At 48.2% G+C, this 26,945-nt stretch carries 26 protein-coding genes and 1 riboswitch; of the genes, 10 read left to right on the top strand and 16 right to left on the bottom strand.

Features of this window, described 5'->3' with window-relative positions:
* Genes A1sIIB106_RS04005 through A1sIIB106_RS03990 form a run of 4 tightly spaced genes read left to right on the top strand, consistent with a single transcriptional unit; the run spans nucleotide 1 to nucleotide 3,716 of the window.
* Nucleotides 1-744, top strand: coding sequence for an enoyl-CoA hydratase-related protein (locus tag A1sIIB106_RS04005; RefSeq protein WP_095677434.1), 744 nt, complete (start codon nucleotides 1-3; stop codon nucleotides 742-744).
* Entirely contained in the window at nucleotides 744-1,586 is an 843-nt protein-coding gene (locus tag A1sIIB106_RS04000) for an SDR family oxidoreductase (protein WP_095677433.1), read from the top strand. Before A1sIIB106_RS04005 ends, A1sIIB106_RS04000 begins: the two co-directional genes overlap by 1 nt.
* Entirely contained in the window at nucleotides 1,567-2,268 is a 702-nt protein-coding gene (locus A1sIIB106_RS03995; RefSeq protein WP_095677432.1) for a GNAT family N-acetyltransferase, read from the top strand. The genes A1sIIB106_RS04000 and A1sIIB106_RS03995 overlap by 20 nt, the downstream gene beginning before the upstream one ends.
* Nucleotides 2,269-2,291: 23 nt before the next feature.
* A complete protein-coding gene (locus A1sIIB106_RS03990; protein ID WP_223299467.1) occupies nucleotides 2,292-3,716 on the top strand; it encodes a purine-cytosine permease family protein in 1,425 nt (474 codons plus the stop codon).
* Here A1sIIB106_RS03990 and A1sIIB106_RS03985 read toward each other — a convergent pair.
* Together A1sIIB106_RS03985 and glnA are read right to left on the bottom strand one after the other, a co-directional pair.
* A complete protein-coding gene (locus A1sIIB106_RS03985) occupies nucleotides 3,694-4,542 on the bottom strand; it encodes a Na+/H+ antiporter NhaA (RefSeq protein ID WP_223299526.1) in 849 nt (282 codons plus the stop codon). The two genes, A1sIIB106_RS03990 and A1sIIB106_RS03985, sit on opposite strands and share 23 nt — an antisense overlap.
* 41 nt (nucleotides 4,543-4,583) lie before the next feature.
* A complete protein-coding gene (gene glnA / locus A1sIIB106_RS03980) occupies nucleotides 4,584-6,017 on the bottom strand; it encodes a type I glutamate--ammonia ligase (protein WP_095677430.1) in 1,434 nt (477 codons plus the stop codon).
* A gap of 198 nt (nucleotides 6,018-6,215) precedes the next feature.
* Here glnA and A1sIIB106_RS03975 point away from each other — a divergent pair, with 198 nt between their 5' ends.
* Nucleotides 6,216-6,569 (top strand): RDD family protein, encoded by a 354-nt coding sequence (locus A1sIIB106_RS03975; RefSeq protein ID WP_095677429.1) that lies wholly within the window; start codon nucleotides 6,216-6,218, stop codon nucleotides 6,567-6,569.
* On the opposite strand, the gene A1sIIB106_RS03970 is transcribed toward A1sIIB106_RS03975, so the two are convergent.
* From A1sIIB106_RS03970 to lipB, 4 genes are read right to left on the bottom strand one after another with little or no spacing between them, the layout of a single operon-like run.
* Nucleotides 6,559-7,236, bottom strand: coding sequence for a DUF4191 domain-containing protein (locus A1sIIB106_RS03970; RefSeq protein WP_095671201.1), 678 nt, complete (start codon nucleotides 7,234-7,236; stop codon nucleotides 6,559-6,561). The genes A1sIIB106_RS03975 and A1sIIB106_RS03970 overlap by 11 nt on opposite strands.
* 5 nt (nucleotides 7,237-7,241) lie before the next feature.
* Nucleotides 7,242-7,940, bottom strand: coding sequence for a lysophospholipid acyltransferase family protein (locus tag A1sIIB106_RS03965; protein WP_095677428.1), 699 nt, complete (start codon nucleotides 7,938-7,940; stop codon nucleotides 7,242-7,244).
* Nucleotides 7,933-8,877: a lipoyl synthase gene (lipA, locus tag A1sIIB106_RS03960; RefSeq protein ID WP_095671199.1), complete on the bottom strand. Its 945-nt coding sequence runs from the start codon at nucleotides 8,875-8,877 to the stop codon at nucleotides 7,933-7,935. Before lipA ends, A1sIIB106_RS03965 begins: the two co-directional genes overlap by 8 nt.
* Complete coding sequence (gene lipB, locus A1sIIB106_RS03955; RefSeq protein ID WP_190276863.1) at nucleotides 8,874-9,530, bottom strand: lipoyl(octanoyl) transferase LipB; 657 nt, start codon at nucleotides 9,528-9,530, stop codon at nucleotides 8,874-8,876. The genes lipA and lipB overlap by 4 nt, the downstream gene beginning before the upstream one ends.
* A 90-nt stretch (nucleotides 9,531-9,620) precedes the next feature.
* Between lipB and A1sIIB106_RS03950 the strand changes: the two genes are divergently transcribed.
* Nucleotides 9,621-11,768, top strand: coding sequence for an MMPL family transporter (locus A1sIIB106_RS03950; RefSeq protein WP_223299350.1), 2,148 nt, complete (start codon nucleotides 9,621-9,623; stop codon nucleotides 11,766-11,768).
* A 34-nt stretch (nucleotides 11,769-11,802) separates the two neighbouring features.
* The gene (locus tag A1sIIB106_RS03945; protein WP_095671198.1) at nucleotides 11,803-12,969 is read left to right on the top strand and encodes a protoporphyrinogen/coproporphyrinogen oxidase; all 1,167 of its coding nucleotides are present in this window, start codon (nucleotides 11,803-11,805) and stop codon (nucleotides 12,967-12,969) included.
* Here the strand turns inward: A1sIIB106_RS03945 and A1sIIB106_RS03940 are convergent.
* The 4 genes from A1sIIB106_RS03940 to A1sIIB106_RS03925 form a co-directional block, all read right to left on the bottom strand.
* Nucleotides 12,946-13,836, bottom strand: a complete 891-nt coding sequence (locus tag A1sIIB106_RS03940; protein WP_095671197.1) for a TIGR01777 family oxidoreductase — start codon at nucleotides 13,834-13,836, stop codon at nucleotides 12,946-12,948. The two genes, A1sIIB106_RS03945 and A1sIIB106_RS03940, sit on opposite strands and share 24 nt — an antisense overlap.
* 6 nt (nucleotides 13,837-13,842) lie before the next feature.
* A complete protein-coding gene (gene sucB / locus A1sIIB106_RS03935) occupies nucleotides 13,843-15,537 on the bottom strand; it encodes a 2-oxoglutarate dehydrogenase, E2 component, dihydrolipoamide succinyltransferase (RefSeq protein WP_095677427.1) in 1,695 nt (564 codons plus the stop codon).
* A 16-nt stretch (nucleotides 15,538-15,553) separates the two neighbouring features.
* Nucleotides 15,554-16,921 (bottom strand): dihydrolipoyl dehydrogenase, encoded by a 1,368-nt coding sequence (lpdA, locus tag A1sIIB106_RS03930; protein WP_095677426.1) that lies wholly within the window; start codon nucleotides 16,919-16,921, stop codon nucleotides 15,554-15,556.
* A gap of 75 nt (nucleotides 16,922-16,996) precedes the next feature.
* Complete coding sequence (locus A1sIIB106_RS03925; RefSeq protein WP_095677425.1) at nucleotides 16,997-18,496, bottom strand: leucyl aminopeptidase; 1,500 nt, start codon at nucleotides 18,494-18,496, stop codon at nucleotides 16,997-16,999.
* A gap of 97 nt (nucleotides 18,497-18,593) precedes the next feature.
* Between A1sIIB106_RS03925 and gcvT the strand changes: the two genes are divergently transcribed.
* Nucleotides 18,594-19,682 carry a glycine cleavage system aminomethyltransferase GcvT gene (gene gcvT / locus A1sIIB106_RS03920; RefSeq protein ID WP_095677424.1) on the top strand — a complete coding sequence of 363 codons (1,089 nt, stop codon included), beginning with the start codon at nucleotides 18,594-18,596 and terminating at the stop codon, nucleotides 19,680-19,682.
* Here the strand turns inward: gcvT and A1sIIB106_RS03915 are convergent.
* The 4 genes from A1sIIB106_RS03915 to A1sIIB106_RS03900 are packed head-to-tail and all read right to left on the bottom strand — an operon-like array spanning nucleotide 19,663 to nucleotide 23,398.
* Nucleotides 19,663-20,466, bottom strand: a complete 804-nt coding sequence (locus tag A1sIIB106_RS03915; protein WP_095677423.1) for an ECF transporter S component — start codon at nucleotides 20,464-20,466, stop codon at nucleotides 19,663-19,665. The genes gcvT and A1sIIB106_RS03915 overlap by 20 nt on opposite strands.
* Nucleotides 20,463-22,076, bottom strand: coding sequence for an ABC transporter ATP-binding protein (locus tag A1sIIB106_RS03910; protein WP_095677422.1), 1,614 nt, complete (start codon nucleotides 22,074-22,076; stop codon nucleotides 20,463-20,465). The genes A1sIIB106_RS03915 and A1sIIB106_RS03910 overlap by 4 nt, the downstream gene beginning before the upstream one ends.
* On the bottom strand, nucleotides 22,073-22,819 hold the full coding sequence (locus A1sIIB106_RS03905; RefSeq protein WP_095677421.1) for an energy-coupling factor transporter transmembrane component T family protein: 747 nt from the start codon (nucleotides 22,817-22,819) through the stop codon (nucleotides 22,073-22,075). The genes A1sIIB106_RS03910 and A1sIIB106_RS03905 overlap by 4 nt, the downstream gene beginning before the upstream one ends.
* Nucleotides 22,820-22,837: 18 nt before the next feature.
* On the bottom strand, nucleotides 22,838-23,398 hold the full coding sequence (locus tag A1sIIB106_RS03900) for an SCO2322 family protein (RefSeq protein ID WP_095677420.1): 561 nt from the start codon (nucleotides 23,396-23,398) through the stop codon (nucleotides 22,838-22,840).
* Between the two features lie 75 nt (nucleotides 23,399-23,473).
* Nucleotides 23,474-23,641, bottom strand: a riboswitch (adenosylcobalamin (AdoCbl) riboswitch).
* Nucleotides 23,642-23,739: 98 nt separating this feature from the next.
* Between A1sIIB106_RS03900 and A1sIIB106_RS03895 the strand changes: the two genes are divergently transcribed.
* The gene (locus A1sIIB106_RS03895; RefSeq protein ID WP_095677419.1) at nucleotides 23,740-24,741 is read left to right on the top strand and encodes an aldo/keto reductase family protein; all 1,002 of its coding nucleotides are present in this window, start codon (nucleotides 23,740-23,742) and stop codon (nucleotides 24,739-24,741) included.
* Between the two features lies 1 nt (nucleotide 24,742).
* On the opposite strand, the gene A1sIIB106_RS03890 is transcribed toward A1sIIB106_RS03895, so the two are convergent.
* Together A1sIIB106_RS03890 and nadA are read right to left on the bottom strand one after the other, a co-directional pair.
* Nucleotides 24,743-25,279 carry a DUF3043 domain-containing protein gene (locus A1sIIB106_RS03890; RefSeq protein WP_095671188.1) on the bottom strand — a complete coding sequence of 179 codons (537 nt, stop codon included), beginning with the start codon at nucleotides 25,277-25,279 and terminating at the stop codon, nucleotides 24,743-24,745.
* Between the two features lie 7 nt (nucleotides 25,280-25,286).
* Nucleotides 25,287-26,447: a quinolinate synthase NadA gene (gene nadA, locus A1sIIB106_RS03885; RefSeq protein WP_095677418.1), complete on the bottom strand. Its 1,161-nt coding sequence runs from the start codon at nucleotides 26,445-26,447 to the stop codon at nucleotides 25,287-25,289.
* Between the two features lie 67 nt (nucleotides 26,448-26,514).
* Between nadA and A1sIIB106_RS03880 the strand changes: the two genes are divergently transcribed.
* Entirely contained in the window at nucleotides 26,515-26,886 is a 372-nt protein-coding gene (locus tag A1sIIB106_RS03880; protein WP_095671186.1) for a HesB/IscA family protein, read from the top strand.
* The last annotated feature ends 59 nt before the right edge of the window (nucleotides 26,887-26,945 follow it).

Genomic DNA, 26,945 nt, shown 5'->3' with positions numbered 1-26,945 from the left:
ATGGATCAAATCACCAGCCGGCGTGAGGGATCGATACAGATCCTCTCCTTTAACCGCCCCGAAAAAATGAATGCGCTCACACGTGAGATGTATGCGGGCCTTGCAAATGGGCTAAATGAGGCGGCCGGCGACTTTGGAGTTCGCGCATTGATCATCACTTCTGAGGGCGATCATTTCACCGCAGGGAATGACATTGCAGATTTTTTAGCTAATCCACCAACTAATGAAGACAGTGACGTTGCTCGTTTTCTTGGTTCGCTACTCGAGTTTCCAAAACCGCTAATCGCCGCAGTAAAGGGAAATGCCGTCGGAGTTGGAACAACGATGTTGTTGCATTGCGATGTTGTAGTGGCAGGACCAAGTGCCAAGTTTTCCATGCCATTTGCATCACTCGGATTAGTTCCAGAAGCGGGCTCAAGTTATCTCTTTCCTCTTTTAGTTGGATATCAGAGAGCTGCGAAGATTTTTATGACCGGAGAAAGTTTTGGAGCCGATAGCGCGAAAGAGATGGGTCTAGTTGCATCAATTGCATCAGATCCTTTGCGTGAAGCCCTGGAAATCGCAACTCATATCTCAGAGCAACCACCACAAGCGATGATCAACACCAAGGCGCTTTTGAAGGCGAGCAAGCACGATGCCGTTGCCGCGGTTATGAAAGCAGAATTTGAACTCTTCTCACTCGCCCTTCAATCCGAAGAAGCGATGGAAGCGTTTATGAACTTTATGGCTAAGAAGGGTAAATGATGACCATCTCAGGAGATCTTTCAGGAAAGCGAATCTTTATTACTGGAGGTTCGAGAGGTATCGGTCTGGCAATAGCCCTACGCGCAGCTCGTGACGGAGCATCAGTTGCAATTGCCGCGAAGACTTCCGAACCCAATCCAAAGCTGCCCGGAACTATTCACTCAGCTGCTCAAGAGATTCGCGATGCTGGCGGAGTAGCGCTGCCAATCCAATGCGATTTAAGAGATGAAGAGCAAATTGCAGCTGCTGTAAATCAGGCAGCGCAAGAGTTCGGTGGCATAGATATTTTGATCAATAACGCAAGCGCCATCAATTTAACGCCAACAGAGGCAACACCAGCCAAGCGTTTTGATTTGATGTTTGACGTAAATGTGCGAGGTACATTCTTGACTTCTCAGGCTGCAATTCCGCATCTTCGTGAATCCGCAAAGGCCGGACGCAATCCTCACATTCTCACGCTCTCTCCGCCGCTTTCTATGAAGGCGAAGTGGTTTCAGCACCACGTGGCATACACAATGGCGAAGTACGGCATGTCGATGTGCGTGCTTGGAATGTCTGAAGAGTTTCGCAAAACAGGAATTGCCGTAAATGCCTTATGGCCACGCACAGCGATTGATACCGCGGCTTTGCAGATGATTCCTGGAATTGATACCGCCGCTTGCAGAACGCCAGAGATTTTGGCTGATGCGGCCTATGCAATTCTCAATCGCGAATCGAAAGATTGCACCGGAAACTTCTTCGTAGATGACGAAGTTCTAGCATCTGTCGGAGTAACAGATCTTGAAAAGTACTCGGTCGTTCCTGGAACAACGGATTTTCTTCTTGACTTCTTCCTCGATTAAAGACCATCGTCAAGTACTTGAACTTCTGGAAGGTAGGCCTAAATTCTTTGAGACCTTTACTACGTATTCACCAGAGCACAAATTTATTGAGGCAATTGTAGATCCTGAAAATCTAAGTTTTTCCGTAAAGGATGAAGATGGATCTATCTTCGCAATGGCGCTTGGCAGAAATCCAAAAATTCTGGCATGCGACCGCGTAGCGACATCACGCGGAATTGAAGTCAATTTAGATAGCTTTACCCATCGCGCAGATTGGGATTTCTACTCAATAGATACTTATACATTCGCGATTTTTGAAGGTGCCGACGAAGCGACGAACAATGAAGAGGTAAAGGCGCTACTTGAAGTGCATGCTCCAAACTCTTCGGTTTGGCCAGGAAATGAAGAAGTTCTCTTTTGGGGAGCGATTCGCAAAGATGATCAACTGGTAGCAACTGGCGCCCTGGTCAAATGGCGAACTGGAGAAGTGATGTTTGCATCTATTGCAACACATTCGGATTATCGTTCCAAAGGTTTGGCCCAGACACTTGTCTCGCGAATGCTCTCAACTGCAAATAGCAGAGGTATTGCACATGTTGGCTTAGGAGTCTTCGCTGGAAACTTTAGCGCCAAGCGCGCATACGAAAAGGTTGGATTTTCGCTAATTGGCGAATTCTCTTCTTACCAACGTAAAGAGAAGTAAGCCCTAGACTTGCACCAAAAAAGATGAAGGAAAAGATGCAACTAGAACTTAATGGAACAAATGTCATCGCCGAGAATGAACGTGCGGGCAAGGCGTCCTCTCTCTTCTGGCCGTGGTGTGGGGCGAACGTCTCTTTATTAGCGCTTTCCTACGGCTCCTTCTTCCTGGGATTTGGCATCTCCTTCTGGCAAGCAACGCTGGCCGCGGTACTTGGCACAGTCCTTTCATTCCTTTTAGTGGGGCTTAGTTCAATCGCAGGAAAGAAATCGAGTGCGCCAACGATGGTGCTTTCTCGCGCTGTCTTCGGAGTAAAAGGAAATATCGTTCCCGGTCTCTTGTCCTACCTAATCTTTGTTGGTTGGGAAACGGTTTTAGTCTCTCTTGCAACTCTTGCCACCGGAACAATCTTTATCCGAATTGGGCATATTAATCATGATCTAGCAATGGTGATTGGATTTGCCCTCGCTGTTTCACTAACTATTTATGGGGGAGTACTCGGCCATAAAGTAATCATGCGCTTGCAGAAGTATTTAACTCTCGTAACTGTGTTTGCAACGCTGATTTATATTGCTCTGACGCTTGATCAAGTTAACTGGGAGAGCGTCTCAGCGCTTCCTTCAGGCAACATCCAAGCATTTATCGGCGCACTAATTTTTGGCATAACTGGCATAGGTCTGGGCTGGGTTAATGCAGCAGCCGATTACTCCAGATATTTACCAAGAACGACTTCTAGTAAATCTGTCGTAGGCTGGACAGTTCTTGGCGCATCTATCGTTCCAATTATTCTGGTGATTTATGGCGCCGCACTTTCCGGCAGTGATCCAAAGCTAAATGAGGCAATTGCCATGGATCCCATCGGTGCGCTAACCACAATTCTTCCTACTTGGTATTTAGCTATCTTTGCCTTGATCGCCATCCTGGGATTGGTAGGCGGAGCAATTCTCGACCTTTACTCATCGGGGCTAACTCTTATCTCGATTGGTCTTCCGGTTAAGAGACATATCGCAGCGATAATTGACGGTGCGGTGATGCTATTTGGCACGATCTATATTGTTTGGATTGCCGATAATTTCTTCTACCCATTCCAAGGTTTTTTAATCACCTTAGGTGTTCCAATCGCTACTTGGTCAGCGATCTTTGTAACTGATGTGCTTCTTCGTAAACACGCATATTCGGAGGAAGATCTTTACAGCGAATGTGGCCGCTACGGCTCTTGGAATAAGAGGTCGCTTTCAATCATGGCAATAGGAACATTTATTGGTTGGGGTTTCGTAACTAATACCTTTGCTAGCTGGCTTTCTTGGCAGGGTTACTTGCTCTTTATCATCGGCGGCAAAGAAGGTAGTTGGGCTTTTGCTAATGTGGGCGTGCTTCTTGCGCTTGCGATAGGTGGTGGTGGCCATTACCTACTAGCGAGAAAAGAAATTAAAGCGCAAGAGGCTTTTTGAGCCATATATAACCAACCATTCCAGAGATTAACGCTGAGATAATTAATCCTGTCTTGACATCGCCTTGAATTTCTTTGCTTTCAACGGCAACTTCAGAGATGACAAGTGCGACGGTTAAACCCATGCCAGCCAATGCTCCAACTCCAGCTATTTCAGATAATTTCAAAGCGCTAGGAAGCCGAACGATATTTAGCGTAATGGCTAACCATGCGAAAAGGGTTATGCCGAGTATCTTGCCGATTACGCGTGCAATTGTTAATGAAATCGCGGTCTCAGAGGTAATGGAATCCATTGAGATTCCTTGGCTTAATTTAGCGATGACATAAACGGGGATTACAAAGAATGTACAAAGTGGCGAGAGAATTGCGACAACTTGCTTAACTGGAAATTTCGGAATTATTGCGAGGCTAGCGCCTAGGGCTGCTGCCCCCAAAGTCGATGCACCGTGCGCCATGTCCAGTTGATCTCCATAGAAAATAGCGAGCACGATAAGTGAGAACAGATCATCGGCAACCGCCAGCGTTAAGAGAAATATCCGAACTGCAGGGTTGGCACTCTTTCCTAAAAGTGCGAACACGCCAAGAGCCAGAGCCAGATCAGTAGGCATGGCAGTTGCCCACGCTTGTGATCCAGGATTTAGTATAAGGAATATCGATGCAGGTATAACCATTCCGCCAAGCGCTGCGATAGCGGGCAGAAGCACTTGCTTTGGATGAGTAAGCGTCGCAGTTATCTCGATTCCTACAAAGAGGAAGAAGATTGCAATTAAGAGATCCAAGATCATGTTGTAAAGAGTACAAGGTAAAGCAAAAGCCCCGCCGAAGATTCGACGGGGCTGTTGCTAGTTAAAACTAGACTTACTCCAACTTAAATATCGAAGTAGAGTTCAAACTCTGCTGGATGTGGACGCAAGCGAACGTAATCAACTTCGTTCTTACGCTTCCATTCGATCCATGTTGAGATCAAGTCTTCTGAGAAGACTCCACCCTTTGTAAGGAATTCGTGATCCTTTTCGAGGCTATCTAGAACAGCATCAAGGGAACCTGGAACCTGAGGAATTGCTGCAGCTTCTGCACCTTCGAGTTCGTAGAGATCCTTATCAACTGGAGCAGGTGGCTCGATCTTGTTAACGATTCCATCGATACCGGCCATCAACATTGCGGCGAATGCTAGGTATGGATTTGATGATGGATCTGGGCAACGGAACTCAATGCGCTTTGCCTTTGGTGATGAACCTGTAATTGGAATACGGATACATGCAGAACGGTTACGCGCTGAGTAAACGAGGTTTACCGGCGCTTCGTAACCTGGAACCAAACGACGGTATGAGTTAACAGTTGGGTTGGTGAATGCAAGAAGTGATGGAGCGTGCTTCAAGAGCCCGCCGATATACCAACGAGCCATATCGGAGAGATCTCCGTATGTTCCTGCTTCGAAGAAGAGTGGCTTGCCATCTTTCCAAAGTGATTGGTGAACGTGCATACCTGAACCGTTATCTCCGAAGAGTGGCTTTGGCATAAAGGTTGCAGTCTTGCCACCTTCCCAGGCAACGTTTCGAATGATGTACTTAAACTTCATCAATTCATCGCCGGCGCTGAGGATGTCGGTAAAGCGGTAGTTAATTTCCATCTGTCCTGCGGTACCAACTTCGTGGTGTGAGCGCTCAACGAGCAAGCCAGCGCGACCAAGTTCCATAACCATCTCATCGCGAAGATCTGGGAATTGATCAGTTGGTGAAACTGGGAAATATCCACCCTTAACGCGTGTGCGGTATCCACGGTTTGGAGTTCCATCTGGGTCTGCGACGATGCCGGTATTCCAAGCACCTTCATAAGAATCGATGTGATGGAAAGACTCATTGATTCCAGTACTAAAGCGCACTGCATCGAAAACGTAGAACTCAGCTTCAGGTGCGAAGAAAGCCTGATCTGCAATTCCAGTTGACTTCAAATAATCAACAGCCTTTGCAACAACTCCACGAGGATCGCGTGAGTAAGGAGAGTTATCAGATGGGTTATGGACAGAGAAGAGAATGACTAGTGTCTTTTCCAAGCGGAATGGATCGATAAATGCTGAAGATGGAATTGGCAGCAACTTCATATCTGATTCGTGGATTGACTGGAATCCGCGGATTGATGAACCATCGAACATTAGGCCATCAGTGAAAACTGCTTCATCGAATGATTCAACTGGAACGTTGAAGTGATGCTGAATACCGGGTAGATCGGTAAAGCGAACATCGACGAGCTTTACATCTTCTTTCTTGATGTAAGCAAAAACTTCTGCTGCATTTTTAAACATTAATCGAACTCCTCATGTAATCGAATTTTTCGAGTCTAAGGCCGAATTGATATCTGCCAGGTGTACTCGGGGCCTCACCTTTGAGGGCGACCGATCTGGGTAAACCCTAAGACTTAAAGGACCTTTTGACATAACTGGCGTGTTACAGCCATGTAAAACCTTCCTGAAAGCTAGCCACACACTCGGTAGGCTCACGCCATGAAACATCAGATCAGCCTCGGCCGCCGCCTTTTGGGCCTGACCATCGATTGGCTGATGTGTTACGCAATCGCCTTCGGGCTTATCGGTGACACAACGTGGACTCTGGCCGTCTTTTTCATCGAAACCTTTTTACTTACCGCCCTTGGGGGAGCGACCGCCGGCCATCGCGCGATTCGGGTCAAGGTAGTCAATTTTCAGAGCGGTGCTAATCCGTCGCTACGCCAATCATTTATCCGCACAGTGCTGCTCTGCTTAGTAGTAACAGCAATTACTTATGATGAAAATGGTCGCGGGCTGCATGAAAGAATTAGCGGTACAAAACTTCTAGATTTAAGAAAACCTACCTTTTAGGAATACGAACGCCCTTTGGCATTGGCCCCTTTGGAATTGGTATCGACATTCCGCCGACGGCCTTAAAGCGCGCACGAACTTCACGCATCTGGTGAGCAGATAATTTCTTAGGCAACTTTGTCAGGTGCTTCTGTAATTTACGAAGTGGAACTTGGCCAGGGCCATCACCGACATAAACTTCAGTAACAGGAACGCCTGGCGCAAATCGCTCAGATCTCTTTCGCTCATCTTGCAACATCATCCGCACCGCTTGGGTGCCTTCACCAGTGATAACAATTCCGGCACGTCCAATACTGCGATGGACCATATCTTGATTCTTAGTAACTGCAACGGCTGGCGTGGTAACCCAACCTTTACGAATCGCCATCAAAACGCTTGCTCCGGCACCGATCTGTCCCTCAATCGAAACGTATGCGGCAGAAGCTGCAATGCGCGTGAAGAAGAACATCGCCGCAAGAGCCGCGACGGGCAGCGATACAAAGCCAAGGTAGATCGGATGACCAACAACTAACCCTGTTGAGATACCGATAGACCAAGTGATTGCAAAGACACCGAATATTCCAGCACCGATCCAAGGTTTAACGCTCTTGGTAACGGAGTAAGCATCGCGGAAAGTTTTGAAACGGACCTTTTTAACTTTTGGCTCTTTCGCCTTCTTCTTAAACATGATCGTTAGTTTAGGGGAGCAGGTGCCGTACCACCAAGACGCAGCGGCGCCCAGCGTTGGCCGATATGGCTATCTGGGTAACTTTCCTGGACTTCATGCAGTAAAGCGATCAACTTTTCCCGAAGGATTTTTTCACCAGCTTCGACATCGCTACCTTTTTCAAAGTGAAGTGGCTCACCGAAAGTTACATAGATTGGAACGTTTTTGCGACGGAGATCTCGCTTTACGCCCTTAGTCCAAATTCTTTGCGAGCCCCAAATAACTGCTGGGATAACTGGCACGTTAGAACCCATTGCTAAGCGGACTGCGCCTGATTTCAAATCTTTGATCTCAAAACTTTTCGAGATAGTTCCTTCTGGAAATATGCCGACGATCTCACCGCTACGTAACGCTCTGAGCGCTGCGACGAATGATGCCGAACCGTTATTGCGATCAACATTTATATGGTGCATGCCGCGCATAAGCGGTCCGGCTAACTTATTATCGAAGATTTCCTTCTTTGCCATAAAGCGTACAAGTCGGTTGGCAGGCAGTGCTGCGGTACCAATTAGCGCAAAATCCAAATAACCAATGTGGTTCATTGCAAGAATTGCGCCACCTTTGCGTGGGATGTGCGCTTCACCAGTAAAGGTAAATTGCAGGCCGAGATACTTCCAAAAAGTTTTTAGCGCAACGATTACAGGTGGATAAACGACTTCAGCCAAGGTTTGAACCTTGAGCCACGCGAGCCTCTTGGGCTTGCTTATACAACTTGCCTGCGCGATAGCTCGAGCGAACAAGTGGGCCACTCATAACTCCAAGGAAGCCAACTTCTTTTGCTTCAGCAGCGAGCTCAACAAACTCTTCAGGCTTTACCCAACGCTCAACAGGATGATGTTTATTTGTAGGACGAAGGTATTGAGTGATGGTAATCAAGTCACAGCCCGCATCTTGTAAATCAACCAAAGCTTGAGAAATCTCTTCGCGGGTTTCACCGAGTCCTAGAATTAGATTCGATTTGGTGATCAAACCATATTCGCGGGCCAGATTGATCACGTGTAGTGATTTCTCGTAGGTAAATGCGGGACGGATTCGCTTGAAAATGCGGGGGACCGTCTCCAAATTATGAGCAAATACTTCTGGCTTCGTTTCAAAAATCTGATTTAGCAGCTCTGGCTTGGCATGAAAATCTGGCGCCAACATTTCAACGCCGCAACCAGGGTTTAACTCGTGTACCTGACGGATAGTTTCGGCATATAACCAAGCACCTTCATCTGGAAGATCATCGCGAGTTACTCCAGTAATAGTTGCGTATTTAAGTCCCATGCTCTTAACCGATTCGGCAACCTTGCGTGGCTCTTCGCGATCAATTGGAAGAGGCTTACCGGTATCGATATTGCAGAAATCGCAGCGACGAGTGCAACGATCACCACCTATCAAAAATGTTGCTTCTTTATCTTCCCAACATTCAAAAATATTAGGACAGGCCGCTTCTTGGCAGACTGTGTGGAGACCTTCACTTTTAACTAGCGAACGAAGTCTGGTGTATTCGGGACCCATGTTTGCACGAGTCTTGATCCACTCTGGTTTTCTTTCGATTGGGGTCTCGGTATTGCGAGCCTCAATGCGAAGTAACTTACGTCCATCTGGAGCGATGCTCATGCGCTTACCTTACCGAGTGCAGCGGTTATCGCTTTCTCAACGATCGAAGCCACCTCAGGAATGCTAATTTCACGCCCAAGTTCGCGCGCCATAGAGGTCACAGCAGCATCATCTATTCCGCAGGGCACGATCTGTTCAAAGGCAGTTAGGTCAGGGCTCACATTTAACGCAAAACCATGCATTGTGACCCCGGAGGCGACGCGAATTCCAATCGCCGAAATTTTTCGCTCTCCCTTGTCATCACAGACCCATACTCCTGAGCGACCTTCAACTCTTTGCGATTCGATCCCAAAATGTGAACAGATTTCGATCAGCGCGGATTCGAGCGTTCTAACAAAACCGACAAGTTCGGTTGGCTTAAGCAATTTAACAATTGGGTAACCGACGAGTTGCCCTGGTCCGTGCCAAGTTATTCGCCCGCCGCGATCCACATCAATCACTGGTGTGCCATCGGTAGGTCGTTCAAAGTCCTGAGTTCTTTTTCCGGCAGTAAAGACAGAAGGATGCTCCAACAAAATAAGCGAGTTGGGACGCGTGCCAGCAACAACCTCTTGATGAAACTGGCGCTGCCTTGCGAGTGCTTGCTCATACTCCACTAATCCAGCGCGCGAGATTTCGATCACTGGCGTGCTAGGTGCTTCTTGTAGAGCCACATGCACAGCCTAAAGGTAGGCTATGCACCTAGCGAAATCAGCTCGATCCACGCACCGAAAGGCCATCTCAACGTGTCACAAAACTTCCAAATGCAGAACGTCCAAAAGAACCGTAAGCCCTTTGCTTGGGCGATGTTGGTTGTAATCCTCTGGTTTGTCATAACTGGCATCTTTGGACCGCTATTTGGAAAGTTGACTTCAGTTCAGGAGAACAACAACTCCTCATTCTTGCCTAAGGGCGCTGAAGCAACTTTGGCTGCTGATCAGATAAAGCTATTTTCCTCTCAGGATTCATTTAACTTCCCAGCACTAGTTCTCTTTGAAGGTAGCTCCACGCCAGCAACATTTGCAGCGATTAATGAGCGAGTACTACAAGTTGGAAACCTAACTTTGGCAGGAACCTCCGCAAAGATCTCTGAATTCCTTGCTCCTGGCTCCGGTATCTCGGTCTTTCCTTCGCAAGATGGAGAAGCGTTACTTGCAAACATTCCACTTGATGGGAACGCGATTTCGAAACTTCTTCCAAATGATGAGCCGGTTCTTCCAGCGGTGGTCGAGGCTTTGCGCGAGGATCTCGAACCAATAGCTAAGGCAAATGGATTTGAACCTTACGTAACGGGTCCCGCAGGATTGCTCGGCGATCTCTTTGGCGCCTTTGGTGATATCGATTCTAAGTTATTGCTAACCACGCTCGGCGTAGTTGCAGTAATCTTGATCGTTGTTTATCGCTCACCAATTCTTTGGATAATTCCTTTACTTTCAGCGCTTTTTGCACTCTCTACCGCGGGTGGAATTGTCTACCTTCTAGCTAAGAACGACATCATCGACGTTGATGGACAATCCCAAGGAATCCTTTCGGTACTAGTTATTGGCGCAGCAACAGATTACGCGCTTCTCTTAATCGCTCGATATCGCGAAGAGTTACATTTATTTGAGAACCGCTTTGATGCGATGCGCGCTGCTTATAAAGGTGTTTGGGAGCCAATCTTGGCTTCTGGTTCTACCGTCGCTATCTCACTTTTAGTTCTGCTCTTTAGCCAGTTAACCAACACAGCTGGTCTAGGACCCATTGGTGCAATCGGGATCGTTGTATCGATGTTTACGATTCTTACTCTTCTTCCTGCGCTCCTTCTTATCTTTGGTCGCTGGATCTTCTGGCCACGAGTTCCGAAGAACGATGGCGATGACCATGTCATGAGTGGCTCTTGGTCAAAAATTTCTAATTCAATCGCGGGCAATCCTCGTAAGGCATGGATTATTACTGGCGTTGTATTACTGGCTTTCGCTAGCGCATCGACAACTTTGAAAGCAGACGGAATCGGTACAGTTGACACATTTACCGGTAAGCCTGAATCTGTTGTTGGTCAGCGTTTACTGGAGAAGCACTTCCCTGGTGGGCAAGGCGACCCAACTCAGATAGTTGTCGCTGCCGATAAAATTGGCGCAGTAACTGCAGCCGTTAAAAACGCACCGGGAGTAACTGAAGTTGTTCCGATGTTTGATGGAATGGCGTTAGAAGGCGGACCCACCCCTGAGGTCAAAATCGTAAATGGGCGGGCCATATTGAATGTGACCTTGGATAAGGCTCCGGATAGCGTGGAGGCCGGAAATGACATTCCAAAGATTCGCGAACTCGCACACGCTGCGGATTCAACATCACTCGTAGGCGGAACAAGTGCTGTCTACTTCGATGTACGTACAGCGAATAATCGAGATAACAGAACAATTATTCCAATTATTTTGCTTGTCATCACTCTGATACTTGGAGTCTTACTCCGAAGCATTGTGAGTGCAGTGGTGCTGCTCGGAACAGTTGTACTTAGTTACTTCGCAACCCTGGGCGTTTGTGCGCTGGTCTTTAACCATGTCTTTGGATTTGCAGGAGGAGATAACTCATTCCCATTGTTTGCATTTATCTTCTTAGTTGCACTTGGTATTGACTACAACATCTTCCTGATGACTCGCGTGCGAGAAGAGAGCGCCAAGATTGGCACTCGCGCTGGCGTGACTAAGGGGGTTACGGTCACAGGAGCGGTAATTACATCTGCAGGAATTGTCTTAGCTGCGACCTTTGCCGTACTCGGTCTATTGCCGCTGGTGCCTCTAGCCCAGTTGGGATTCGCAGTCGCATTTGGTGTTCTGCTAGATACCATCATCGTTCGTTCAATTCTGGTTCCAGCGTTGGTTCACGAGATCGGACCAAAAATCTGGTGGCCTTCAAAGCTACAGAACAAATAACTAGTGCACCTGATAATTCTGCGATAACCCCGTTATGTATCTGGTTGTGGGTGCGGGCTTAGCTGGAATGAGCGCAGCTATTACCTTGCAGAAAAACGGTGCAGATGTTGTTGTAATTGAGGCATCCGATCGTGCGGGTGGTCGGGTTGCCAGTGATCAGATCGATGGATTTATTTTAGATCGCGGCTTCCAGTTGATAAATGCAAATTACTCCGAGATAAAGAACGGCAATTATCTTGAGGGCGTAGATTTTAAAGTTGCTCCGCGCACGGTTGGGGTAACAAGCGCTGATGGAATCACAAGGCTAGGAGATCCGCGCTCATCCCTTTTCTCAATATTCTCAAGCAAGACGGGCGGTATTTTTGCGAAGGCAAGTTTTCTTCGGTATTTAACTTCTGCCCCCAATGAGAATGAGAGCGTAGAAGAACACCTGCTTCGCACAGGAACAGCTGATCTCTACCGAAAAGTTCTAAAACCCTTTCTGCAGGGCGTTTTCCTTGCCGAACCTTCACAAGTTAGCGCAGTTATCGGCCGAGAAGTTATTGCCTCATTTATAAATGGAAAGTCAGGTATTCCGTCAAAGGGTGTGGGGGAGTTTGCTTCGCGCATGGCCAAGCAGATCAAAGATTTACGTTTCAACACCCAGGTCGAAGAGATTAATAGCAAAGGCGTTCTTACCAACAAAGGAAGAATCAATGCCACTGGAGTAATACTTGCAACCGACCTAACTACTGCTGGACAGCTGTTAGGGGCTCAGGAAATTGGCCGTTTAGCCAGCTCTACAACTTGGTACCACTCAACTTCAGTTTCCCCAACAGATAACGCTGAGTTAATCGTTGATAGCCAAGCGCGCGGACCGGTTGTTAACTCAATTGTTATCTCGAACCTGTCGCGCGCCTATGCACCAAGCGGTCAACACTTAATCTCTTCAACAACTATCAGACATTCATCTGAATCTGAAGTCCGTCGCCACCTAACTCAGATGTGGGGAGCATCGACAGAAGAGTGGAGATTCTTAGCTAAATATGAAATTAACTCGGCGCTGCCTTTATTTGAGCCAGGATTTATAAAGCGCCAAGCAGTGAAGATTGAAAAGAATATTTCTTGTGCGGGAGATTATCTAGAATCGCCTTCGCAGAACGGTGCTTTGCTTTCGGGCAGAAAAGCGGCAGAGCAGTTATTGATCGATCAACGCCGTTAAGGCGTTGGTAATGTGCGGGTAATCCCAAACAAATCCTGCATCGCTTAGAGCGTTAGGCATAACTTTCTTAGAACCCAGAACTTCGCTTGAAAAACCACCGAGTGCGATCTTTAGCGCAATTGCCGGTGCCGGAAAGAGCGCAGGTCGATTCATTGCGCGGGCAAGGGCAGCGGTAAATTCTTGGTTGGTAACAGGGTTGGGAGTTGTTAGGTTTACCGGTCCTGCAATTGGGTGTTCGAGCGCAAAGATAATCGCACGGACTACGTCGTGGAGAGTTATCCAAGACCACCATTGCTTACCGGAACCGAGTTTTCCGCCAAGTCCGAATCTAAAGAGTGGCAACATGCGACCGAGCGCGCCACCAGTTGGATCAAGAACTAAACCAGTGCGCAGCTTTACAGTGCGTACGTCTCCGGCGAGGTCGGCAGCACCTTCCCATTCGCGGCAAACTGCAGCTAAGAAGTCGTTACCTACAAAATCGCTTTCAACAACAGCGCGATTTCCAGAATCTCCATACCAACCAATTGCACTTGCTGAGATAAAGACCTGTGGCTTTACTTCAACAACTGCGTTAGCGATCGCAGTTGTTCCGAGTAAGCGTGAATTTAGAATCTCTGATTTATATCGTTTGGTCCAACGCTTATCGCCAACTCCAACGCCAGCTAAGTGAATAACGGCATCCACGCCACGTAGCGCTTCGATATCTACATAACCTGTCTTGGGATCCCACTGAATCTCATCAGGTGCAACAGTTGCGCGACGAACCAGGCGCTGAACAGTATGGCCTTCAGATTTCAGATGCCCGACTAGCGCGCTTCCGATAAGACCGGATGCGCCAGTTATGGCGATACGTTGTGGAACTGACATAGAAGTTTAGAGACCTAGATCTGATTCGAAAGCGCCGCCTTCAAGTCGCTCTTTGAGAGTGACTAGGAAACGAGCAGCATCTGCGCCATCGACAACGCGATGATCGTAGGAAAGTCCAAGGTAGACCATGGAACGAATTGCAATTGTTTCGCCGCCATCTTCACCCTTCACGACCATTGGACGCTTAACAACTGCTCCGAGACCAAGGATTGCAACCTGTGGCTGATTGATGATCGGAGTATCAAAGAGCGCACCGCGGCTTCCGGTATTTGTTAGCGTAAAAGTTCCGCCACCGAGTTCATCAGGTGTGACCTTGTTGTCGCGGGTGCGTGCTGCGAGATCAGAAATCTTGCGTGCGATACCACCCATATTTAGGTCACCTGCGTTATGGATAACTGGAACCAACAATCCACGTTCAGTATCAACGGCAACGCCGAGATGTTCTGCGCCGTGATAAATGATCTGGTCGCCTTCAACTGATGAGTTAAGTACTGGGTGCTGCTTGAGCGCTTCGCAAACTGCAACGGCAAAGAAAGGAAGGAATGAGAGTTTCACACCTTCACGCGCTTCGAACGTCGCCTTTGAGCGATCGCGTAGACGAGCAATCTTGGTGACATCTACTTCGATGACCGTTGTTAGCTGCGCACTTACTTGAAGTGATTCGACCATGCGCGCTGCAATGACTTTACGCAGACGTGACATAGTGACGGTAGTTCCGCGAAGTGGAGATGTTGCAACAACTGGTGCGGCAGCAGAACGTTGTGCAGGCGCCGCTGTTGTTGTTGGAACGGGAGCTGCGCTCTTTGGTGCAGCCGCCTCAACATCTTCCTTACGAATTCGGCCACCGATACCAGTGCCCTTAACGCTTGCCAGATTTACTCCGAGATCATTCGCTAACTTACGAACGATTGGAGTTACATAAGCATCAGCAGGTTGTGAAACAGGTGCGCTTGCAGCAACAGGTGCGGGCGCTGGTGGTGCTACTGGCGCTGGAGCAGAAATAACTGGTGCAGCAACTGGTGCAGCAACTGGTGCAACAACTGGTGCAGCAGGGGGAGTTGCAGCAGGTGCAACAGGTGCAGAAGCTCCTGAACCGCCAATAACTGCCAGACGCGCTCCAACTGGAACAGTTGAATCAACAGGAACATCGATTGAGAGAATTGTTCCGGCAACAGGTGAAGGAATTTCGGTATCAACTTTGTCAGTTGAAACTTCGAGAAGAGCTTCATCAATTGCGACTGAATCTCCGACGCCCTTTAACCAGCGCGTAACAGTTCCTTCGCTAACGCTCTCGCCAAGTGCTGGCATAGTAATAATGGTTCCGGCAGATGTTGCAGGCGCAGCAGCAACTGGCGCTGCAGGAGGGGGAGTAACTGGCGCAGCAACAACTGGCGCTGCAGGAGGCGGAGTTACTGGTGCAGCAGCAACGGGCGCTGCGGGTGCAGGAGTCGAAGCAGGCGCAGCGCCATCGGCGATGATTGCAAGCTCTGCTCCAACTGGAACTGTCTGATCGATTGCAACAACTATTTTCTGCAAGATACCGGCAACTGGTGAAGGAATTTCGGTATCGACTTTGTCGGTTGATACTTCAAGGAGTGGTTCATCCATTGCGACATGATCGCCTTCGGATTTAAGCCAACGTGTGACTGTACCTTCGCTGACACTTTCGCCAAGTGCTGGCATAGTTACTGAGAAAGTCATTGCGTTTTCCTATTCTCTATCCGTGAGCGTGAAGTGGTTTGCCGGCAAGTGCCATATGCGCTTCACCCATTGCTTCAGAAAGCGTTGGGTGGGCGTGAATCAATGGAGCAACATCATCTGCTGATGCTTCCCAGTTAAAGATTAATTGCGCTTCGGCAAGTAGTTCACCGACACGTGAACCGACCATGTGAATTCCTAGAACTGGTCCACCTTTTTGCGAGACTAACTTTATCGAACCCGCAGTGCGCAGAATCTGCGCCTTACCGTTTCCGGCTAGGTCGTAATTAAGTTCAACAACATCGTAACCGCGCTCTTTTGCTTGCGCAGTTGTTAGACCAACTGAGGCAACTTCTGGTTCTGAGTACGTAACGCGCGGAACACCGTCATAGTTAATTGGGCGTGGGTTAAGTCCTGCGATTTCTTCAGCAACCAAAATGCCTTCACCGAAACCAACATGAGCGAGCTGCAGAGTTGGAATTAAATCTCCAACTGCCCAAATACCTGGCACATTGGTACGGCATTTGTTATCAACCAAAACGTATCCACGATCCATGGCGATGCCTTGTTCTTCATAACCCAGGTTGGCCGAAACCGGACCGCGGCCAACAGCGACCAAGAGGACTTCCGCGGTAAAAGTCTTTCCATCTTCCAGCGTGATAGTTACGCCGTCAGCCGTCACTGTATGAGATTTGAAGCGAACGCCGAGTTCGAAATTGATTCCACGCTTGCGGTAGGCGCGCTCTAGCTGCTTGCTTGATGACTCATCTTCGAGAGCCACAAGATGTGGCAAGCCTTCAATAATTGTTACTTCTGCACCGAATGATTTCCAGACTGATGCAAACTCACATCCGATAACTCCGCCACCCAGAACAATTACGCTCTTTGGCACATATTCCATCTTCATCGCCTGATCAGATGTGATGACTTTCTTTCCATCTATATCTAAACCAGGCAGAGTGCGTGCATATGAACCTGTTGCAAGGAGAATATTTTTTCCGGTATATCGAGCACCGTTTACTTCGATGGTGTCTTTAGCGACCAGTTTTCCGTGGCCTTCGATAAAGGTGATGTTGCGAGACTTAACTAGACCTTGCAGGCCTTTATGTAACTTAGTTATGACGCCATCTTTATAGGCGTTCACGCCAGTCATATCTATCGAGTTAAAAGTTGCATTTACGCCGAAGTGGCTCGCATCGCGTGCGCCGTCTGCAATCTCACCGGCATGGAGCAGGGCCTTAGTTGGGATGCATCCGCGGTGAAGACAAGTGCCGCCTAATTTATCTGCCTCGATTAGCGCTACGGATAGTCCGAGTTGTGCGCCGCGTAGTGCAGCTGCGTAACCGCCACTGCCGCCACCTAAAACTACGAGATCAAAGTTAGACACGTCTGCTGACTCCTTCATCACCGAGGGCCACGAAGCGCCTGGATTAAGACCTATCTTGCCAGTTTTAGCGCCCGATTACGAAATGGCGGCAGATTCAGCAAGGGCCACCAATGAGCGCAGAGCAACTCCAGTGCCGCCAACTGGCGTGTAGCCATAAGGATCGCCTTCGTTATAGGCCGGACCTGCAATATCGAGATGTAACCAAGGTAACTCGGGTGCAATGAACTCCTTTAGGAAGAGGCCCGCAACCATCATTCCGCCCATTCGTTCACCGATATTTGCCATGTCAGCAACAGGTGAATCAAGGGATGCGCGAAGTTCGACAGGAAGTGGCATCGGCCAGAAAGCTTCACCAACCTCTTTTGTTATTGCAAAGAAGTGCTCACTAAATTCTTGGTTATTGGTCATGATTGCGCTTGTGCGGGTACCGAGTGCAACAACTTGAGCACCGGTAAGAGTTGCAACATCGACGATGCCATCAAGATCTTTATTCTCCTGCGCCTTCACCAGCGCATCACCAAGAACCAAACGTCCTTCTGCATCTGGGTTTAGGACCTCAATTGTTTTTCCGCCATACATAGTGATGATGTCACTTGGGCGAGTTGCGTTATCGCTGACCATATTTTCAGCAAGAGGTGCATAACAATCAATTGCGACAGGAAGTTTAAGAAGTGCGATTGCGATAGTTGCTGCACAGACAGCGGCAGCCCCTGACATATCGGATTTCATTGCTTCCATTCCGGCAGCAGGCTTGAGAGCTAAGCCACCAGTATCGAAGGTAATTCCCTTACCAACGTAGGCGTAGGTCTTGCGCGACTTAGCTTTAACCGGGCGATATGAAATTTGAAGTAGTCGTTGCGGATTTGCAGAACCTTGTCCGACGGCGGTAATTCCGCCATATCCCTTTGCCTTCAACTGTGAATCCGTCATGATCGAAACTTTCAGGCCGGCACCAGCACCGCCGACTTTCTTAACGATCTCAGTAAAAGTCTTACAGAACGAGTCTGGAGTTAAGTGACTTGGGGGAGTGTTGATTAGATCGCGAACTATTGCTGTGTAATCACCAAGAATCGCTGCGCGTTTAACCGCTGCCTTTGCCTTTGGATCTTGGGCAAGGGCTGAGTGGACCGTTACCGACTTAAGACTGGGGCGGCGATCGCTTAGTGAATCAACTCTAAATTTATTAAATACATATGCGCCCAATAGCGCGCCCTCTGCAATAGCGCCGACTGCATTTGCTCTCTTAGCTGGAAGTGCAAAGGTGGCGCTGGAATTTCCGGCCAGAGCTCGCGCGGCTGCACCCGCTGCGCGGCGCAGGGTTTCATCATCGAACGTGGCTTTATGTTCGCCTAGTCCAGTGAAGATTAATAGACGCGTACTTGTACCAGGGATTTTAATTACTTCATCGGCCTTGCCAGTTGCCCCCATATCGGCCAAGGTCGCCAAAATTTTCTTTGTATCAAGTGCGATATCGCCACTTTCAATTGTTAGCGATGATTTGGTCTTCTTATGGGATAGCCCAACTACCAGAATCTCATCTTTGATGATTCCATCAGAGAGGTGGATCGTTGTCATTTAAAGCTCCTTAAGAAGTTATCTGCGCCGTGGTGACTCGCTACTAAATGATGGTTCTTATCTGGTGGCCATGCTCGGGTAAGTGTAAGTTGTCTACATGAAAAATTCACCACTTGCCGAAAAACATCTTGCACTTAACGCAAAGATGGCCGATTTCGGCGGTTGGTTGATGCCTATTGAGTACCCAGCATCGGGCGTAATCGCCGAACACACCGCGGTTCGGGAGCGAGTTGGGATATTTGATGTGTCTCACCTCGGCAAAGTCAGCGTGATTGGCGATGGGGCGCTGGAATTTCTCAACTCTGTCTTTACCAATGATTTAAATCGAATTACCGATGGACAAGCCCAATACACCCTTCACTGCAACTCCGCGGGTGGAGTAATTGATGATCTGATTGTTTATAGAAATAGTCCAACTGATTTATTTCTAATCCCTAACGCCTCAAATACATCAGATGTGGTCGCTGCCCTCATAGATGTTGTTCCATCTGGGGTCACGATTACAAATCTCCACGAAGAGTTTGCAGTAATCGCGGTGCAAGGTCCAAAATCCAAATCGGTTATTGAATCCCTTGGCTTAAATCCTGCGATGGATTACATGGCCTTTGAGCATGTTCAAATTTCTGGTCGTCCCGCAATTTTATGTCGCACTGGTTACACCGGCGAACATGGGTATGAAATTCTCCCAAGTTGGAGCGATGCTGGAGCGGTTTGGGAATCCCTCGTCGAAGCGATCAAGCCATTCGACGGATTAGTCTGTGGTTTAGGTGCGCGCGATACCTTGCGTACCGAAATGGGATACCCACTTCACGGACATGAATTAACTCTTCAAATAACACCGGTTCAAGCCTCAGCGACTTGGGCCATTGGTTGGGATAAGCCGACTTTCAGTGGCGCTAAAGCGCTTACTGAACAGCGCGAAGCCAAAGCGCACACCAAACTTCGCGCACTCGTCAGCCAAGATCGCGGTATTCCACGCGCTGGTATGAAGATTAAGAATTCAAGCGGCGAATTTGTTGGCGAGATAACGAGCGGAACTTTCTCGCCAACCTTAAAAAAGGGTATCGCCTTGGCTTTGGTCAACCCCGAATACAAAGTGGGCGATGAGTTAATCGTTGATGTTCGTGGAAGAGATAGCGTTTCGGTAATTTCTAAGTTGCCGTTAGTTACTTCAAACGTGCGCTGAACTCGACAGGCGTTAAGAAAGCAGCCTTGGTTTTTGTTCTACGCAACGCAGATAGAACAGCGGGCGCAGTTATAACAATTAGCGTTGATGTCAATACAGCCCTAGGAATATCCCACGCCATTGAAGATAGAAAGTGAAATGTAATAAATCTATTTAAGTTCTCCCAGATTGGTGCCCCTGGCAGGTAAGAGAGTTGGGTATCTCCACCTAACGCCCACGGCCAGAATTGAAGGTCCATCAATAAGCCGAAGATTAGTGAAGCGAAAATTGCTATAAAGATCAGCAAGAGAATTTCAGCACGACCTTTGATTCTTGCCGGGAATGAACCTGCAAATAAACCGACCAAGCCCGCTGCAAAGAGTTGATAGGCCAACCAAGGACCAAATCCACCAGTTAGAAGAGCCGATGCCAACATTCCGAGCACGCCCAACAGAAAACCAAATGCCGAACCAAAGACTCGGGCGGCTAGAATTAGTAGAAACCACATAGGCTCAAGACCAACAGCGCCAGCCCCTAGAGGTCGAAGCGCAGCAAGAAGTGCCGCGAGAGTTCCAAGTAGCGCAACAGATTTAGCATCTAACCCAGAATCACTCAGTTGCGCGATTAGTAGAAAGATTGAAGCGGGAACGGCCGCCCAGAAAAAGTATTGCGCAAACTGCGCAGAGCTCTGCGAATGTACATAGAAGGGCCAGGTAAAGCCGGCAAAGACCGTGGTCGAAACCAAAAAGAGAGCGACTTTAGATTTGCCGCTGAAACGATATACGTCACTTGTTAAATACTTCATTGCTGATCAACTTCTTGATCTAGCGAACGCATTACATCGTTAACCGTTAGCCATCTCCTTGGAGCCATCACTTTTGCGACCTGTGGAGCAAAGGCAGGTGATGCCAACAAAATATCTAACGTTGGTCCATCTGCAACAACTTCTCCTTCAGATAAGAAGATAACTCGATCGGCTAGTTCGGCCACTAGTTCTACATCGTGAGTTGCGATAACAACAGCTCTTCCAGGTTGTTCCGCAAAGCCTTTAAGAATCTCAATAAGTAGCGATTTAGATTGATAATCCAACCCGCGCGTTGGCTCGTCCAGGATTAGCGCGCGCGGCTGTGCTGAGAGAACCACGGATAAGGCGAGGGCAAGACGTTGTCCTTCTGATAAATCACGCGGATGGGTTGCGGGCGAAACAGAAGGAACGAGTTCTTGAAGTAGAGCAAAGGTTGAACCGCTGGCTATGCCATTATCTTTATCGGCTTGTGCGCACTCTTGCGCAACACTTTGTGCGTATAAGAGATCGCTAGGTTCTTGTGGGATATACCCAACTGTTGCGCGGCGAAGTGCGCCCTTCAGACTCATTGGGGGATGCGCGAAAACCGATATCTCACCTCGATCTAACTCTTTGACACCGACAATCGATTGCAGCAGCGAACTTTTACCGGCGCCATTTCTGCCCATCAAGGCAACTATCTCGCCTTCCATTACAAGTGCATCAACAGTCTTTAAAGCAAGATGTGAACCGTAAGAAATCGAAGCCCCCTTAACCGAGATAGCTTTGGGAGTCGTTTCCTTACTTAGTGTTGGATTGTCTCTTCCGTCGCGCCTGACATCTTCGGTCATTCGTCGTACATCACGAACGCTAAGCCCGAGCTGATCCAATTTAAGTGCGCGGGATAAATGAACGATTGGGGGAGCGATATCTGAATTTTTTAGGATGTTCTCTGGAAGATCAATCTGGGCTTGACCATCTCCTGCGATATGAATGATTCGATCAGCAAAGCCAATTACTCGTTCTAAGCGATGTTCTGCAATCACAACTGTCAGGCTGAGGTCGTGAACTAAGCGATGAATGATTGAGAGAACTTCTTCGGCGGCGATCGGGTCAAGCGCGCTGGTTGGTTCATCCAAAACCAAAATCTTCGGATGCATTACGAGCGCGCTGCCGATCGCTAAACGTTGTTGTTCGCCACCGCTGAGAGTTGAAATCGCTCGGTTACGTAGTGGCGCCAGGGCCAATAGATCAAGAATCTCCTCAACGCGTTTGCGCATCACATCAGGAGCCACATTTAACGACTCCATACTAAAGACAAGTTCTTCTTCAACGGTATCGGTTACAAAGCCGCTACTTGGGTTCTGTCCCACAATTCCGATTAGATGAGCCAGCTCACCTGGTCGCACAAGTTGTGTAGAAATTCCGTCAACTGTTACATCACCTGCCAAAATTCCACCGGTGTGATGCGGAACCAAACCGTTGATTAGACGCAAGAGTGAAGATTTTCCTGTTCCGGTTGAACCAATTACCAGAACCATTTCTCCTTCCTCAATCGAGAAAGAGAGTCCTTCTAAAATTGTTTGTGTGGATGTCGGATAAACGAGTGAGACATTAGAAAACTTGATCATGAAGTCACCGACCAAACAAGTCCCAGAAGAACGATGCCGCTAGAGAAAATCGCGGTATCCGCTGAGCGCCATTTAATTGGGCGATATCGGGAACGAACTCTACTTATGCCATACCCGCGCGAATCCATCGCTGCTGCAAGATCGAGAGATTTAGCAAGCGCTTCTTCCAGTAACGGCAAGGCAATTGATTTAAATTTAGGTTTCTCATCACCCCTCAGGATTCGTGCTCGTTTAATTCGCGAGTAACTAGCGACGAGTTGTGGAAGCGATGAAGTGGCTATAACGATTGCTACGCCAAATTCATAAACTATTATGGGAAGTACTCGTAACATTTTATGAGGACTAGTCAGTGATACCGCCGCTCCAAAGAGTGCGATAACAGCAACAATGATCAAACCTTCATGCAGGGAGGAGGTAAGTCTTTCTTGGGTAATTACGCCACCGATGCGGATCCCTGCCATCCAATCGGGCAGAGGAAGAATTGGTAGTTCAAATATTCTGGTTCCGGGAATTGGCACACCGATTAATACACCTGTAACTGCTCTGACAATCAGAATGAAGATTCCGAGTCGAAGTGAGAACCAGAAACTCTTCGACCAAGGAAAGTTTCCGGCCCAGCGCCAAACTATGAGCGCCGCACCCGCTAAAACCAAGGCGGCATAGAGAGCGCTATCGGCACGAATGACCGTGACAATTAAAGCGATACTCCAAAGCCACCAAGTAAGCGGGTGCAGCGATTTCATAACAGTTAAGCGCTTCTCTTACTTCTTAAGTGAAGCAGGCGTTGCTATTTCAGAACCGCACTCTTTTGCTGGGTAACCATTTAGACCGCAGATGAGTCCGCTCTTTGCGGCGCGCACCTTGACGGCCATTCCGAGAACATCGATTCCTTGCGAAGTCTTTGCGGTACGAACACACATCGATATTGGCTTCTTTACCTTCTCGCCTTTTGGCGCGTAGGCCTTGGAACCGAAATCAATCACCAGGGCGATCCGCTTTGTATCTTTATCAGCCTTTGTTTTTCCGCAGATCGACGCAAAGTTTGGTTTGACTGACGGGGGAGTTGATGGGATGTCATCACTGCTAAAAACAAATGACCAGCCTTCAACGGCGCCATCTTCGATATCGACTGTTGGACCCGTCATCGCTGCGGTCCATTTTGTGGCTCCTGGAGCTGCTTGGTAATAACCCCAGTAACGCCAGCCTTTATCTGCAGCACTTGCCGGAGTTAAAGGGATGATTTGTGAAAGAAGTAGAACGAGTCCGATTACGGGGGTGAACCCAAGGGATGATTTTTTCTTGAAGAAATTTGAATTTAACATTGTTACTGTGGAGCCTCTCTAGAAAATCAGAGCCTCACAGGGGTAGCGCAATAAAAGTATTTAATTAACTTTTCTTGAGACTACGCCCCGCAAACCTCGGCGGGTGTTGGTCAATTACGCTTTCCAGTGAGGTAATCCGACTTAAGTTCTAATGGTTTTTTAATTTCCAATGAACTCTTACGGTTGCGGGTCAGCGTCGGATTTTCACCGACTTCCCCTCAAGAGAAAGTATTGCTATTTAGTTGTAGGTACCTGCGAAGAAAACCATAGGTTCCCCGCGATAGCAATTCACCACGCTATTTGAGGCCAAGCCATATAAGAGTGGGGGTATGGTTTCGCCCATGGAATATCGTCGCCTCGGCAGTTCAGGAATGTATGTCTCAGAGATTTCCTATGGAAATTGGATTACCCACGGTTCACAGGTTGAAGCCGATGCCGCAGTTAAGTGCGTGCGCACCGCCTACGACCTTGGCATAACAACATTCGATACGGCAGATGTTTATGCAGCAACTAAAGCTGAATCAGTATTAGGGCGCGCGCTCAAGGGAATCAAGCGCGAGTCCTACGAGCTATTTACCAAGGTCTATTGGCCAACTGGTTCTGGCAAAAACGATCGCGGGCTTTCGCGCAAACACATTATTGAATCCTGTAACGCATCGCTAAAGCGCCTCAATACAGATCACATCGATCTTTACCAGATGCACCGCTTTGATTATGAAACCCCGCTTGAAGAATCTCTAAGTGCATTCGACGATCTGATTCGTGCTGGAAAAGTTCATTACATAGGTTTCTCTGAATGGAACGCTAAGCAGATCGCAGATGCGCTGCGCATTCAAGATGCCAAGGGTTACAACCGATTTGTATCTAGCCAACCGCAATACTCTGCACTTTGGCGCGTTATCGAAACCGAAGTTGTTCCACTTAGTAAGCGCGAAGGAATCGGACAGATTGTTTGGTCACCTATGGCGCAAGGCGTTCTAACCGGAAAATATCTTCCAGGTAAGAAACCGCCAGTGGGTTCTCGAGCAACAGATAAGAAATCCGGCGCAGATATGATCTCGCGCTGGATGCGCGATGATGTACTTAGCGCAGTTCAGAATTTAGCCCCGATAGCCCGTGACCTAGATTTAACGATGGGTCAACTATCAATCGCTTGGGTTCTGCAGAACTCAAATGTTTCAAGCGCAATTATGGGAGCAACCAAGCCAGCTCAGGTTAAAGAGAATGTAAAGGCATCAGGAGTGAAGTTATCTGCCGATGCTATGCACGCTATTGATAAGGCGCTCGGCAATATTCCGACGACTGATCCAAAAGAGACTAAAAGCCCAAATCCTAGGGCTTGAGTTAAACCTTATCTCCAGCTTTTACTTGTGGCTTAGGTGCGCGCATACGTCGCATCTGTGTAGAACGTAGCCATCCATAAAGCCCAAGTCCCTTGGTGCTTTTATCTGGGAAGCGCTTGGTGACTTCGGCTTTAATTTTGCGAGATAAGAAGAATCCATCGATGATTGAGAAGAGAAGAACGCTATACATAATCACGATTCCAGCCACAGCAAAAACACTTAGCGGGATGAGCGAAAGAATTAACACAAAGCCGATGATTGGAAGGAAATATTCACCAATCGAACGACGGGCATCGATGTAATTTCTAACAAATTTCTTTTCTGGTCCGCGATCACGCATTGGGAGCGCATTCTCATCGCCGCGTAAATAAGCCTGACGCTGCAAGAGACGAGCCGCGCGTGCTTGATCTTTAGAGCGCTTCTTCTCTGCCTTGGTTGATGCTGGCGCTAGTGAGGAAACTTTCGTCGCCGCTTGCGCTTCTTTTCGCTTTGGAGTCGGACGACCTTTTTTCTGGCTATTTTCTGGAGTAGAAGTCATGGGCAAACTATAGGGCGAGCATCTGTTCAAGTGCGAGTTTGGAGTACTTGGCAACTTCTGGGGCAACGCTAATCTGGTTTACAACGTGGCCATCAACTAACGATTCCATCGCCCAAACCAGATGTGGAAGATCAATTCGATTCATCGTTGAGCAATAGCAAACGGTCTTATCTAGAAAGACAATTTTCTTATCATGGTGGGCTTTGGCAAGGCGTGAAACCAAATTTAGCTCGGTGCCAATAGCCCAAGCGCTCCCTGCAGGGGATTGCTCGACAGTTTTGATGATCATCTCGGTACTGCCTACGACATCAGCGGCGGCAACAACTTCATGTTGGCACTCTGGATGAACTAAAACCTTCACCCCTGGCAGTTGTTTTCTCACTTCGTTCACAGATTCCAAAGTGAATCGACCGTGAACAGAACAATGTCCGCGCCATAAAATTACCTTGGCTCCACGAATTTCTTCAGTGGTTAACCCGCCCATTGGTTTCCATGGATTCCAGAGGACACAATCATCCAGAGTTAGGCCTAGCGAAAGAACTGCAGTATTTCTACCGAGATGCTGGTCTGGGAGAAAGAGAATCTTCTCGCCCTTAGAAAGCGCCCATTCCATACTCTTTTTAGCATTCGATGATGTGCAGATAGTTCCGCCATGTTCGCCGGTAAAACTCTTAATTGCTGCGGACGAATTCATATATGTAACTGGAATAGTTTTATCGGCAACGCCAACTTCTTCGAGATCTTTCCAGCACTGTGTAACTTGATTTGCTGTTGCCATATCAGCCATTGAACAACCGGCGGCAAGGTCAGGAAGAATTACCTTCTGTTTATTTGAAGTCAGAATGTCAGCGCTTTCGGCCATGAAGTGAACGCCGCAGAAGATTATGTACTCGGCGCTCGATTGTGCTGCCGCAGCTTGCGCCAACTTAAATGAATCTCCAGTTACATCTGCAAATTCAATTACTTCATCTCGCTGATAGTGATGGCCCAAAACAAGGGCGCGATCGCCAAGTGCGGCGCGAGCAGCCCTTGCTCTGGAGATTAAATCAGGATCACTCGCCTCTGGCAGTTCGCCGGTACAGGAGACGCCTCGCTCAGATGCCAGATCTCGGCCTTGCCCGAGAAGCAGCAGGTCAGTCAGAGATGTTGAACGAGCAGGTGTGGACATGGACACATTCTCGCGCATTTATAGCCTTGCTGTCGCATCGACAGTAAGTGGCAGGTAGTCTTTACCCATGACTACAGAGACATCGAACTCAACAACAGAGGCGCCAGCATCGACTGGCCCTATCGTCTTGACAGAAGTTGCCGCAGCCAAGGTTGCAGCGCTCCTTGCTCAAGAAGGTCGCGATGATCTCTATCTCCGCGTTGCAGTGCAGCCAGGTGGTTGTTCGGGCTTGCGCTACCAGCTCTACTTCGATGATCGCGATCAAGAAGGCGATATCTCACATCAATTCGGAACTGTAAAAGTTGTTGTAGACAAGATGAGCGATCCATATTTAATGGGCGCCTCAATTGATTTCGTTGACACGATTGAGAAGCAGGGCTTCACAATCGATAATCCAAACGCTGGCGGATCTTGCGCCTGCGGCGATTCTTTCAACTAAAGACACTTTCAACTTGTTGTTAACTGCGATGGTGGCTGCATGAAGATTGGCGTTGCCGG

It is taken from the genome of Candidatus Planktophila lacus (assembly GCF_002288325.1).
Lineage (GTDB): Bacteria > Actinomycetota > Actinomycetes > Nanopelagicales > Nanopelagicaceae > Planktophila > Planktophila lacus.
This window is presented reverse-complemented; position numbering and strand designations above follow the sequence as displayed.